At 70.0% G+C, this 12,645-nt stretch carries 10 protein-coding genes and 1 pseudogene; 5 read left to right on the plus strand and 6 right to left on the minus strand.

Annotated elements, in window-relative coordinates; genetic code table 11:
• The coding region (locus PUT80_RS10345) for a Fe-Mn family superoxide dismutase (protein WP_275291742.1) at nucleotides 1–478 on the minus strand (478 nt) is incomplete at its 3' end.
• A 215-nt stretch (nucleotides 479–693) separates the two neighbouring features.
• On the opposite strand from PUT80_RS10345, the gene PUT80_RS10350 reads away from it, so the two are divergent.
• Complete coding sequence (locus tag PUT80_RS10350) at nucleotides 694–1,071, plus strand: hypothetical protein (protein ID WP_275291743.1); 378 nt, start codon at nucleotides 694–696, stop codon at nucleotides 1,069–1,071.
• A gap of 57 nt (nucleotides 1,072–1,128) precedes the next feature.
• On the plus strand, nucleotides 1,129–1,707 hold the full coding sequence (locus tag PUT80_RS10355) for a DUF305 domain-containing protein (protein WP_275291744.1): 579 nt from the start codon (nucleotides 1,129–1,131) through the stop codon (nucleotides 1,705–1,707).
• A gap of 108 nt (nucleotides 1,708–1,815) precedes the next feature.
• On the opposite strand, the gene PUT80_RS10360 is transcribed toward PUT80_RS10355, so the two are convergent.
• From PUT80_RS10360 to PUT80_RS10375, 4 genes and pseudogenes are all read right to left on the minus strand, one after another.
• Nucleotides 1,816–1,977: a DUF6307 family protein gene (locus tag PUT80_RS10360; RefSeq protein ID WP_275291856.1), complete on the minus strand. Its 162-nt coding sequence runs from the start codon at nucleotides 1,975–1,977 to the stop codon at nucleotides 1,816–1,818.
• A 48-nt stretch (nucleotides 1,978–2,025) separates the two neighbouring features.
• Nucleotides 2,026–2,151, minus strand: a pseudogene (locus tag PUT80_RS10365) (RGCVC family protein); the annotation flags it as partial.
• 66 nt (nucleotides 2,152–2,217) lie between these two features.
• Nucleotides 2,218–2,652, minus strand: a complete 435-nt coding sequence (locus PUT80_RS10370; protein WP_275291745.1) for a DUF5994 family protein — start codon at nucleotides 2,650–2,652, stop codon at nucleotides 2,218–2,220.
• Complete coding sequence (locus tag PUT80_RS10375) at nucleotides 2,649–3,707, minus strand: acyl-CoA desaturase (protein ID WP_275291746.1); 1,059 nt, start codon at nucleotides 3,705–3,707, stop codon at nucleotides 2,649–2,651. Before PUT80_RS10375 ends, PUT80_RS10370 begins: the two co-directional genes overlap by 4 nt.
• 686 nt (nucleotides 3,708–4,393) lie before the next feature.
• Between PUT80_RS10375 and PUT80_RS10380 the strand changes: the two genes are divergently transcribed.
• The 3 genes from PUT80_RS10380 to PUT80_RS10390 all read left to right on the plus strand — a co-directional run bounded on the left by PUT80_RS10380 (nucleotide 4,394) and on the right by PUT80_RS10390 (nucleotide 5,725).
• The gene (locus tag PUT80_RS10380; protein WP_275291747.1) at nucleotides 4,394–4,597 is read left to right on the plus strand and encodes a hypothetical protein; all 204 of its coding nucleotides are present in this window, start codon (nucleotides 4,394–4,396) and stop codon (nucleotides 4,595–4,597) included.
• Between the two features lie 97 nt (nucleotides 4,598–4,694).
• Nucleotides 4,695–5,168: a DUF5994 family protein gene (locus PUT80_RS10385; protein WP_275291748.1), complete on the plus strand. Its 474-nt coding sequence runs from the start codon at nucleotides 4,695–4,697 to the stop codon at nucleotides 5,166–5,168.
• Between the two features lie 44 nt (nucleotides 5,169–5,212).
• Complete coding sequence (locus PUT80_RS10390) at nucleotides 5,213–5,725, plus strand: DUF5994 family protein (RefSeq protein WP_275291749.1); 513 nt, start codon at nucleotides 5,213–5,215, stop codon at nucleotides 5,723–5,725.
• A gap of 355 nt (nucleotides 5,726–6,080) precedes the next feature.
• Here PUT80_RS10390 and PUT80_RS10395 read toward each other — a convergent pair whose 3' ends face one another.
• Nucleotides 6,081–12,629, minus strand: coding sequence for a hypothetical protein (locus PUT80_RS10395; RefSeq protein ID WP_275291750.1), 6,549 nt, complete (start codon nucleotides 12,627–12,629; stop codon nucleotides 6,081–6,083).
• Nucleotides 12,630–12,645: the final 16 nt, after the last annotated feature.

Raw genomic sequence — 12,645 nt, forward strand, 5'->3', positions numbered from 1 at the left:
CGACCAGCAGGATCGGCACGGTCGGCAGGATCAGGTTGTTGTGGTGGTCGCGCAGCTGCTGGGTGATCAGCGTCTTGCCGATCGGGTCCCACGACAGCGCGCCCCACCCGTTGCCCTGGATCGTGGTCGACACGGCGGTGAACTGGGCCTTGAACTTGTCGAACGAGCCGAACGCCTCGTCGATCGCCGCGGCCAGCTCGCCGGTCGGCTTGTCCCCGCCCTCGGGCGAGAGGATCTTCCACCACACCACGTGGTTGGCGTGCCCGGCCAGGTTGAACGCCAGCGTCGTCTCCAAGCCCACGATCGAGCCGAAGTCGCCCGCCTCCCGCGCGGCGGCGAGCTTGTCCAGCGTGTCGTTCGCGCCCTTCACGTAGGTCGCGTGGTGCTTGCTGTGGTGCAGCTCGTTGATCTCGCCGGAGATGTGCGGCGCGAGGGCACCGTAGTCGTAATCGAGTTCGGGCAGCTCGTACCGGGCCATGGGGCCCTCCTTCTGTCTTCGACATCAAGTCTTGCCCCCTCGAACCTAGTAGCACACCCGCACCCCGGGCGAGCGGGGGCGGCCTCGGCGTCACAGGCTGGAACCTGGTTGAGTGAATGTTCAACTTCCAGTACAGGGCGGCTACGCCGACCACTGAGCGTGACCGTTTCGTCTGCCCCGCCCCGGTTCCCCCGGCGCCAGGTACGGTTGCTCCCATGGCGACGTCCCGGCTCGGCAGCGTGCAGCGGGTGCTGCTGCTGTTCGCGCTGGCACTGGGCGTCGCCGTGATGCACCACGTGCCTTCCCCCGGTGCCGGGCATGTCATGACCAGCGAGATGTCCGTCGCGGCGCACCCGGCCTTGCCTGCGCCTGCCGCCGAGTCCGGCATGCCCGCCGGCGACCACTCGATGCTGCACCTCTGTCTTGCGGTCCTGTACGCGGCGGGCGCGCTCGTCCTGGGCCTGCTGGCCTTCCGCCGCTACCCCGCCGTGAAGGCCGTTTTCGACGGCACCCGCGGCTCCCCCGCCGCCGGGCGCCCACCCGACAGACGGGGCCGGACTGTCCTGACTTCTCTCTGCGTGTTGCGAACCTGATCGGTATTTCCTTTCCGGTCTTTCCTCGCAATTTTCCTTTTGAGAGAAGGTTTTTTCATGCGCAAAATCTTTTTCAGCGGTGCCGTGCTGACCGCGTCGCTCCTGCTCGGTGCCTGCAGCGGCCCGGAATCGCCCGCTCCGGCGCCCAGCTCGCTGGCGGGGCACAACGCCGCTGACGTCACGTTCGCTCAGCAGATGATCCCGCACCACCAGCAGGCGCTGGAGATGGCGAAAATGGTGCCGTCGCGCAGCAGCGACCCGAAGGTCGTCGACCTGGCGGGCCGGATCGACCGGGCGCAGGACCCGGAAATCCGGCAGATGCAGGGCTGGCTGAAGACCTGGGGCGCCGCCGCGACCAGCCACTCGATGCCGGGCGGCCACGAGATGTCCGGCGACCACGCGATGACCGGCATGATGTCCGACGCCGACATGAAAAGCCTGGACGCCGCCAAGGGCCCGGCCTTCGACCGGTCGTGGCTGGACATGATGATCAAGCACCATCAGGGGGCGGTCGAGATGGCGAAGACGGAGCTCGCGCAGGGCGCGGACGCCGGGGCGAAGGCGCTGGCGCAGCGGATTATCGATGCGCAGCAGGCGGAGATCGCCGAGATGCGAGCCCTGCTGAAGCGGGACTGAACCGGAGCGCGCGCCGAAAGGTCCGTGAGGGGAACCCTGAGGGAATCTGGTTCCCTCAGGGTGGCCCTCACGGACCTCGGTGCCGAGCAGACGTCGGGCAGAAGGCCGTCATCGCCGCAGTTGTTCCGGCGCCTCGTCGAGCAGGCGCAGCAGCCGCACCGCCAACGCCCGGCAGGCGGCGTCGGTCAGGCCGGTGTCTTGTTTGAGCACGTCCCGCACCGCAGCGAGTCGTTGGTCGTACCGGGAAACGTAGTCGAGCTCGCTGGTCATGGTGCCGTCCTCTTCAGTGGTTACCTCGCTTCCCGCGGCGCAAGCGCAGCCGCGGTGGCTCCCGCCCGCCGCTGTCGCGGCGCAGAATCGGCGAGCGATCGCGTCGTGCCCGGTCTTCTCGTGGCGGCACACCGGGCAGGGGCCCGCGGGCGCCGCGGCGCGCACTGCGTTCACCGCCGGTCCCCGTGCTGGCCTGCCCGGAGCCGGCCGCGGTCCGCGATGGGCATCGCGGTCACCGCCTCATCGGAGTTCGGTCGCGCCGTTGCCGGACAGGATTTCGGCGGCGGTGGCGACGGAATCGCCGTCCGCGGCCGACCGCAGCGCGGCGCGGGCCGCCCCGCCGGGCACCTCGCGCGGCACCACCAGCAGGCTCACCCGGCGGGAGTCCGTCCCGAGCACCGTGACAGTGTCCGGATCCGTCGCGCGGAACCCTTCCAGCCGCACGGTCCGGTCGCCGAGGCGGACTTTGCGCGCGGTCGTGCCCCAGGCGTCCAGGTGATACGTCACGCGGGCCACCGGACCCACCCGCGACTCGAGCGCGGCGGCCAACGCGGGCAGTTCCGCGGCCAGGTCCCCCGAGCGCGGCCACCAGCCGCCGTCGACGTGCCCGCGTTCGGCGCCGGCGCGCTTCATCGTCACCCGTGCCTCGGTTTCCCGGTCGCGGGCCGCCGTCATCGGGAACCGCCCCCGCCGGCCGGCGCGGTCCGGAGCGGGGAACCGACCTCGTGCAGATGCCGGAGGACGTCCGCGTAGGTGCGCAGCAGCCCGCCCTGGCTGTAGCTGATCCCCCGGGCGAGGCAGAAGTCCCGCACGAGCGGCTGCGCGCGCCGCAAGGTCGCCATCGGGATGTTCGGGAACAGGTGGTGCTCGATCTGGTAGTTCAGCCCGCCGAGGGTGAACGTCATCCAGCGGCCGCCGCGGACGTTGTGCGACGTCAGCACCTGGCGGCGGAGGAAGTCCAGCCGGTGGCCCTGCTCCAGGTGCGGCATCGCCTTGTGGTTGGGCGCGAACGAGCATCCCATGTAGACGCCCCACGCGGCGTGGTGCACCGCGATGAACACGACCGCGATCCCCGGCGGCAGCAACAGGAACACCGCCGCGAGGTAGGCGGCCAGGTGGCCGGCCAGCAGCGCCCCGTCCAGCCTGCGCGACTTGGTCCCGCCGTGCCACACCGCCTTGATCCCCGACCAGTGCAGGTCGAGGCCTTCCAGCAGCAGCAAGGGGAAGAACAGGAACGCCTGGTATTTCGCCATCCAGCGCAGGAAACCCGCCTTCGCGCCGCCCTGGCGGGTGCTGAACGCCAGCGCGGGAATGTCGATGTCCGGATCCGAGTCCTCGAGATTCGGGTTCGCGTGGTGGCGGGTGTGCTTGCCCACCCACCAGCCGTAGCTCAGGCCGACCAGCCCGGCCAGGCCCGTGCCGACCGCGTCGTTCGCGCGGCGGCCGCTGAAGATCTGCTTGTGCCCGGCGTCGTGGCCGAGGAACGAAAGCTGCGTGTAGGCGACCGCCAGCAGCAGCGCGGTGCCCAGCTGCCACCAGCTGTCGCCGGCGAGCGCGAGCAGCACCCACGCCCCGCCGAAGGCCAGCACCGCCAAGCTGCCGCGGATCAGGTAGTGCACGGGACGGCGGCGGAACAGCCCCGCCGACTTCACCAGTGCCGACAGTTCGGCGTACTCGCTTCCGTGCGGAGGGCCCGGCCCGCGCGGGGCCGCCGGATTCACTTCGTCCATTGTGGAACTCCAAGTCGGGTGCCGGTGGCGTGCGGCCGCCACTCGATGCCGTGAGAAGGACCGTCCGGCCGCGGAAACCGAGCAGAGACCGTTCGGGAACTGCCGGACCGTGCGGACCGGAAAAGGATTCCGGGCGCACGCCGTCGGCGAAACTGCTCGATGTCCCGGATTTCCGCCATCGCCGGAACCTCCTCGGTCGTCGGCAGCCGTGCTGCGGCGCGATCGGCGCGACCGAGGTCCGGGGTCCTTGTCCGAAGCCTACACCGGGCAGGCTCCCGGCGCGGGCTCAGCGCCGGGTGCCGTGGTTCCGCCCGGCTGTGCCCAGCGAAATCCGGTTCACCCGAATGCGGCGTCCCGCCCTGGTGAGAGCGCGGGACGCCGCTCTCTCGGCGGCGCACGTCGCCGGCCAGGGCCCGGGACGGGCGCTCGGCCGGGACGGGGGGTGTACCGTCAGTGGTGTCCGAGAACATCTCGTGCCAGCAGCCCGGCCCCTCGCGGCAGGGACGAAAGTGCGGCATGTAGTCGGGCCTACGGCACACCACCGTCACCCCAAGCGGCCGATAGGCCGCCGAGCCGCCCTCGCCGCAACCGCCTCGCGGCGCCGGCCGGTGGCGCCCACCAGGGAATGGCGGTGGTGCGACGTGGCTCAACCGCCTCCTGATTCCCAGTGTCCGGCGGATTGTGCAGTGCCTGGAAAGGAAAATCCGATCACCACTTCCGTCAGCATCCCGATTTTCAGCCATCCCGTCGTCGAGACGCCCCGGCCCGGGGCGCTGGTGCGGCCGCAGGACGACCGCTACGGCGGCCTGTTCCGCCAGCCCGCCGCCCGCTCTGGAGACCGGGCAGACCCCCAGCCGCACGAAAGCCGGACGCACCGCCGTCGCCGCTGACGCACTGCCTTCTTCTTCGGCGCGCAGCCTGTTTCCGCCGCGCAGCGCCGACGGCGTCCGCCGCCGGGCCCCTCGCACCGCCGGACGGAGCGCCCCGATGAAACCAGTCCTGCAACACCGTGCCGCCGGCCCGGTGATCGACTCGCTCGTGACCGGAAACCGGTTGCGGCTCAAAGAACCCGGTGCCGTGAAAGGCTGTTTCGACGGCTCCTGGTGGCCTCGTTCGCGAGAGCCGGTCGCGGAGTTCAGCGCCCTCGTCGCCGCACTCGCCGACCGCTCCGGACGGGTGGACCGGATCGGCTTCAACCCGGCGGCGTGGGACCTCGCGCCCGCTCGCCTGGCGCACGGCCCGAATCTGGTGCGGCTGGCCGGATTCTTCGGCCTGCAGCAGCACACCGTCGTGGTGATCGGGCCGCGCATCCACCATCTGACGCTCTTGGCGATCCCGCCGGATGCCTCGCCGGAAGCCGCGGAACGCGCGCTGAGCGCGGCCTCCGCCGACGACAGCACCGATGCCGCGCTGGAGATCCTCCGCGACAGCGGCGTTCTCCTCCCGGTCCAGCTCGCTTAGTTCGCGCGTACCACCGGTCCCCGCGGCCGGGATCGGAGCCTCCTATGCCGACGCCGTCCGTCCCGGCCGCACCGCGCCTGCGGCTCAAGCCGTCGCCGCTGCCGCCCACCGGTTTCGTGGACGGCGGGTGGTGGCCCGCTTCCGCGGACCTGGCGGCCGAAGTCCCGGCCCTCGCCGCGGCGCTGGCGGAGCGGATCGGCCCGGTGTGGCGCGTGGCGTTCGCCGTGGCGGCCTGGCTGCCCGCGGAGCCTGCCATCGTCTCGCAGGGCCGGCTCGTGCGGCTGGAGGGGTTCCGCTCGCAGGACCCGCACGTCGTGCACGTGACCGGCGGTTCGATGCGCCGGCTGACGCTGCTCGTCGTCCCCGCCGGGACACCTCTCGCGGTCGCCGCGAGCGCGCTGGCCGCGGCCGCGGACCGGAACGGCACCGCGCGTCCGGAAGCCATCCTGAGGACATCCGGCGCCGCTCCCCGACCGGCCGGAAACGACGTCTCCCGCTGGGAATCCGAAGGCGGCGCCATCGTCGCCGCCGCGGAGCGCATCGGCGGCCCGGCCTAGCCGGCAAGGCGAGCTCCGGCCCGGCGACCGGCGGGCTCCCGGTCGCCGGTTCCGGTTCCACGACGTCCGCCGACGCACTGCTGGCCGCCGCCCCGCGAACCCGTACGGCCGGAACTCCTGTCCGCGAACGCGCCTCGGCCCGGGCGGCCCGCGGGAGAAACCCCTCCGCGCGACCCGTCGGCGGATGCTCCGGCCTGCCCTCCGCGGCCGAGGTCCCGCCCCGTTCACCCCGGCCGGACCGCTTCCGGACCGCGCCGGAGCGGTCTCCCGCGCCACACCGGATTCGCGCCTCGCGGCCGAAACTGGGCTCGCCACAACGGGATCCCGGCCCGGCCGTCCCCGGACCGGACCGCCGTCACCGCCTCGACGAGCGCCGCCGCGAAACCAGCAGCAGCGCGCCGCCGCCGGCGAGCAGTGCCAGCGCCACGATCCCCACCGGGATCAGCACGACACCGGTGGACGCCAGCGGCGGGTTCGGCGGTGGCGGCTGGACCGGCGGCGTCGGCGGGACGGTCGGCGGGGTTGGTGGCGTGGGCGGCGTCTTCGTGAGCGGCGTGGTCGTCTTGCATCGCTCGTCGGTCGAGGGGTCGGGGCAGTTGGTGCCTGGCGTGGTCGACGTAATGACGTTGCGCAGGCTCTGCCCGTCACCGACGGGGGACTTGACCTTCACGCTGTAGGTCACCGTCGCGATCGCACCCAGCGGCAGGTCTCCGGTCCAGGTCAGGCGGGGTGCGGCATAGGTCGTCGAGCCGGTTGAGGCGGTCGCGTCGTTGTTGTACGTCGCGTTGGTGAGGACGCCGGTCAGATCGTCGGTGAAGGTGGCATCTTTCAGGTCGGTCTGGCCGGTGTTCCGCGCGGTGACGGTGTAGGTGACCTGATCTCCCGCCTTCGCCTCGGTGACGCTCGCCTTCTTCTCCAGGATCAGGCCCGCGACCGACGTCGTGGTCCCGCAGCGCGGGTCCTTCGACTCCGGCGGGCAGTTCGTGCCCGGGGTGTCCGACGTGACCACATTCGCCAACCGATGATCGCCCTTGACCGGGTTGTTCACGGTGACGCTGTACGTGACCGTCGCGGTGGCACCGACGGGCAGGTCGCCAGTCCACGTCAACCGTGGTGCCGCGTAGCTCACCGAGCCGATCGAAGCCGCGGCATCATTGCCGTAGGTCGCATCGTCGAGGACCTTCGACAAATCGTCGGTGAACGTCGCACCAGGCAAGGGCGTCTGGCCGGTGTTCTTCACCGTGACCGTGTAGGTGACCTTGTCCCCTGCCTTGACATCCTTCTTGTCCGCGACCTTCGTGAGGTCCAAGCCCGCGACGGGAGTCGTGGTGCCGCAACGCGGATCGGTGGATCCAGGCGGGCAGTTCCCGCCGGGAGTGTCCGACGTGACCACGTTCGCCAGCTTGAAATCACCCTTGACGGGATTGTTCACGGTGACGCTGTAGGTGACCGTCGCCGAACCGCCCACCGGGAGGTCGCCCGTCCACGTCAGCCGCGGTGCTGCATAACTCACCGAGCCGACCGAAGCCGCAGCATCATTGCCATAGGTCGCATCGTCCAGCACCTTCGACAGGTCGTCGGTGAAAGTCGCACCGGGCAAGGGCGTCTGGCCGGTGTTCTTCACCGTGACCGTGTAAGTGACCTTGTCCCCTGGCTTCGCCTCCTTCTTGTCCACGATCTTCGAAATGTCCAACCCAGACACCGGCGTCGTCGTCCCGCAGCGCGGGTCCGTGGAGCCCGGCAGGCAGTTCGACCCCGGTGTGCCGGACGTGACCACGTTCGTCAGCCGGTGGTCGCCCTTGACCGGCTTCACCACAGTCACGCTGTAAGTCACTGTCGCCGAAGCGCCCACCGGAAGATCGCCCGTCCACGTCAATCGAGGAGCAGCATAAGTGACCACACCGACAGAAGCGGCCGCGTCGCCGTCATAGGCAGCGTCGTCGAGCACCTTCGACAGGTCGTCCGTGAAGGTCGCGCCGGACAACGGAGTCTGGCCGGTGTTCGTGACAGTCACCGTGTAGGTGACCTTGTCCCCAGGGTTCGCCGACGGCTTGTCCGCGACCTTGCTGATCGCGATGCCGGACACCGGCGTCTCGGTGCCACAGCGCGGGTCCGTCGACCCTGGCGGGCAGTTCCCGCCCGGAGTGTCCGACGTGACGACGTTCGCCAGCTTGAAATCACCCTTGACGGGATTGTTCACGGTGACGCTGTAGGTGACCGTCGCCGAACCGCCGATCGGCAGATCGCCGGTCCAGGTCAAGCGCGGTGCGGCATACGACACGGAACCAGCGGACGAAGCGGCGTCACCGTTGTAGGCGGCGTCGTCAAGGACCTTCGACAGGTCGTCGGTGAAAGTCGCGCCGGGCAGCGGAGTCTTGCCAGTGTTCGTCACGGTGACCGTGTACGTGACCTTGTCCCCGGGGTTCGCGGACTGCTTGTCGACCTTCTTCTCGATCGTCATCCCCGGCAGCGGCGTCAGGGTCGAGCACTTCGGATCCGTCGAACCGGGCTCGCAGTTGCCGGGCACGGGCGTGCTGACCGTGTTGCGCAGCTGGTGGTCGCCGGTAACCGGATTCTTCACGGTGACGCTGTAGGTCACTGTCGCGGAGGCACCGACCGGCAGGTTGCCCGTCCACGTCAGCCGCGGCGCGGTGTAGGCCGCCGAGCCCACCGAGGAAGACGCGTCGTCGTTGTAGGAGGCGTCGTCCAGCACCTGCGACAGGTCGTCGGTGAAGCTCGCGTCCGGCATCGGGACCTGGCCGGTGTTGGTCACCTTCACGGTGTAGGTGACCTTGTCGCCCGGGTTCGCGGTCTGCTTGTCGACAGTCTTGGCGACCGTCAGCTCCTTGCCCGGCGTCGTCGTCGAGCACGACGGGTCGGTGGAACCCGGCGGACAGTTGGTGCCGGGGGTCGAGGACGTGACGACGTTGTGCAGCTTCTTGTCACCCGGATCCGGGTTCTTGACCGTGACGCTGTACTTCACCGTCGCGGAACCGCCGATAGGCAGGTCGCCGGTCCACGTCAGTTTCGGTGCGGTGTAAGAGACTTGCGCGGCCGGAGTGGCATCGTTGTTGTAGTCGGCGTCGTCCAGCACCTGGGAAAGGTCGTCGGTGAAAGTCGCGCCGGGCAACGGGGTTTGGCCAGTGTTGGTGACGGTGATCGTGTAGGTCACCTTGTCGCCGGGCACGACTTGGTCGCGGTCGGCGGACTTGGCGATCCGCATTCCCGACACCGGTGTCGTGGTGCCGCACCGGGGGTCGGCGGAACCGGCGGCGCAGTTGCTGCCCGGGGTGGCTGAGGTAATCGTGTTGGTCAGTTTGTGGTCACCGGTAACAGGATTCTTCACGATGACGCTGTAGGTCACCGTCGCCGAACCGCCTACCGGGAGGTCGCCGGTCCAGGTCAGCCGGGGCGCGGTGTAGGAGGTTTGCGCGGCGGGAGCGGCGTCGTTGTTGTAGTCGGCGTCGTCCAGCACCTGCGACAGGTCGTCGGTGAAAGTCGCGCCGGCCAACGGAGTTTCGCCAGTGTTCCGGACGGTCACCGTGTAGGTGACCTTGTCGCCGGGGTTCGCGCTGGTCTTGTCGACCGTCTTGGCGAACTCGATCCCGGACACCGGCGTCGTGGTCGAACACGCCGGGTCGGCCGAACCCGCGGCACAGTTGTTGCCTGGTGTTGTGGAGGTGATCGTGTTGATCAGTTTGTGGTCGCCTGCAACGGGATTCTTCACGGTGACGCTGTAGGTGATCGTCGCCGAAGCGCCGACCGCGAGGTCTCCTGTCCAGGTCAGCTTAGGCGCGGCGTAAGACACCGAACCCACCGACGCCGAGGCATCGCCGGCGTAAGAGGCGTCATCGAGCACTTTGGACAGATCGTCGGTGAAAGTCGCGCCTGGCAACGGAGTCTGGCCGGTGTTCGCGACGACGACGGTGTAGGTCACCTGGTCGCCGGGGTTCGCGGACTGCTTGTCGGCCTTCTTTTCGATCCGCATCCCGGACACCGGAGTCGTCGTCGAGCACGCCGGATCGGCCGAACCCGCGACGCAGTTGTTGCCCGGTGTCGTGGACGTGACGGCGTTGACCAGCTTGTGGTCGCCGGTGTCGGGGTTGTTGACCTTCACCGAGTACGTCACCGTCGCGGTCCCGCCGACGGGCAGATCGCCGGTCCACGTCAGCCGCGGTGCCGCATAACTCACCGAACCGGAAGAAGCCGCAGCATCGCCGGCGTACGAAGCATCGTCCAGCACTTTGGACAGATCGTCGGTGAAAGTCGCACCGGACAACGGAGTCTGGCCGGTGTTCGCGACCGTCACGGTGTACTTCACGGTGTCGCCGGGCTTGGCGCTGGCGGGATCGGCGGTCTTGCTGATCCGGATTCCGGAGACTGGCGTCGTGGTTCCGCACCGGGGGTCGGTGGACCCGGCCGCGCAGTTGCTGCCTGGCGTGGTCGACGTGACCGTGTTGACCAGCTTGTGGTCGCCGGTCACGGGATTCTTCACGGTGACGCTGTAGGTGATCGTCGCCGAACCGCCTACCGGGAGGTCGCCGGTCCAGGTCAGTTTCGGTGCGGTGTAAGAGGTTTGAGCGGCGGGAGCGGCGTCGTTGTTGTAGACGGCGTCGTCGAGGACCTTCGACAGGTCGTCGGTGAACGTCGCGCCGCGCGCGGCGACCTGGCCGGTGTTGCGCACGACCACGGTGTAGGTCACGGTGTCGCCGGGATTCGCCGAAGCCTTGTCAGCGGTCTTGGCGATCTCGATTTTCGTGCCGGGCACCACCGTCTCCGCGCAAGAAGCGGTGGCGTCGTCCTTGCACTGCCGTTCCGGCGGGACGGTCGGCGGCGGGCCCTCGGTCACCTTCGCGCGGTTGATCAGCGTGGCGCCGATGGTCGCGTCGTCGATCCGGACGTGCACGGTCAGCGTGGCCTGGCCGCCCGGAGGGATCGCCGCGGCGTGCCATTGCAACGGACCGGTCCCGGTGACGGTGCCGCTCGTGGTGTCCGCGCTGACGAAGGTCGTGCCGGGCGGGAGCGTGTCGGTGACAGTGGTGGGCGGCACCGCGATGGGGCCGGTGTTGGCCAGCGTGACGGTGTAGGTCAGCTGGTCGCCGGGCAGCGCGGTCGCCTTGTCCACGACCTTCGCCAGCGTGTACTCCGGCGCCGCGACCACGTTGCGGACGGTGTTGCTGGTCCGCGTCTGCTCGCGGCCGGTCTGCTTGCCCTGGAAGGCCACCGACGCGGTGTTGTCGAGGCGGGTGCCGGGAGCGACCGTCGGCGAAACGGTGACGCGGAACCCGAGGTGCGTGCTCTGTCCTGGGGCCAGATCGGGCAGCTGGCAGGTGACGACCTGACCGGACGCCGTGCATCGCGGGTCCGAACCGGCCACATAGGACACTCCGGCGGGCAGGGTGTCGGTGACGACCACGCCGGTCGCGGTGTCCAGGTTCGTGGTGCTGCCGTCCGGGTTGCGGTTGGCGACGTCGAGCCCGTAGGAGATCTCGCCGCCCTGCCCGACCCAGCCCGGCGGGCGTTCCTGGACGTTGCCCTCGGGGTCGTTGGACTTGACGATCTGCAGGTTGGGCTCGTTGGCCTCGGTCATCAGCCAGACGGTCTGCGGGTACAGCGCGTCGCCGGTGGTCCCGACCTTCAGCTGGGCCCGGTCCGAGCCGGCGGGCAGTTTGCCGGTGACGTCGACCGTGCGCGCGTCGTAGCCGAAGTTGTTGGCCGGATTCGGCGTGCGGTCGGCGACATTGCTGCCGGCGCCGTTCGCGGCGACGCGGTCGATCCGGCTGCTGAACGCGTTGTTCGTGCTGGTGCCGCCGGGCGCGGGCAGCGTCAGCCGCTGCAGCGACGCGGCGTCGCGGCCGAATTCGAGGTAGTCGCCGGAGATGTTGGCGTCGCCGTCGCCGACGACCACGCCCATGGTGGCCGACGGGGCATGGTCGCCCGGGCTCCGGATCCCGTTCAGGTCGATGGTGGTGGAGGTGGGACTGGCACCTCCGCGGACCACGTCGAAGCCGTCCCAGATCTGCAGGTAGCGCAGCGGATCGGTGTCCAGTTCGTACGCCACGACCAGCGACCAGCCGCCCCAGCAGCCGAGGTTGCTCGCGGAGTTGGCCGAGTTGCCGCGGCAGGCTTGGAGGTCGGCGACGGTATAGGAGCCGCCGCCTGCCTGTTTGACCAGCCCGGTGACGTCCTTGACGCCCGCGTGCGCGGTGATCTGCGGGGATCCGCTGCCGAGCGCGTCGAACCAGTCGTAGGTGTCGGCGGTCAGCCGCTGGTAGGTCGCGGAACCCGGGGCTTTGAACGCGACCTGGTTCGCGCGGGAGGCGTCGCCGGAGTCGGCGTTTGAGGAGATCGGGTTGACCTGCCAATACAGCCGGGCCGAGAGGACGGTGGCGCCGGGCGGGATGGTCAGGTTCGCGCTCGAGGCGGTGTTGCCCGGGGCGGCCGGGTCGCTTTTGACCCAGTAGCCGTAGGTGGAGTTGTTCGCGGTCTCCCCGCAGGACGTGGGCACGGTGCCGCAGCTGACGACCGAGTTCGAGGCCATGGTGATCGCGCCGTGGGCGACCGTCGAGAACGCCGGGTCGGGGCCGATTTTGCGCGGCGTGCCCAGGCCTCTCGGCTCGACCGCCCTCGGCTGCGGTGCGGCGGGCGGCGCCGAGGTGGCCGGGGTGGTGCTGGTCGGCGCGGGGGCAGCCGGGCTGGACGACGCCGGGCTCTCCTGCGCCGAAGCCGGAGCCGCGAACGGGCTTGCGGACGGAGCCGCGGACGGGCTCGCCGGGCTGGTGCTGGGCGGCAGGGTGGCGCCCATCGCGGGCGCGGCGCTCGCGAGGCTCAGGGCGAAGACCACGGCGAGAGCCGAGGCGGCGCGCTTCCCGCGGGAGCGCATGAATCCGGAACGACGGGCCATCACGAAAGCTCCCACG

Source organism: Amycolatopsis sp. La24, from assembly GCF_029087445.1.
In the GTDB taxonomy this organism is placed as follows: Bacteria; Actinomycetota; Actinomycetes; order Mycobacteriales; family Pseudonocardiaceae; genus Amycolatopsis; species Amycolatopsis nivea.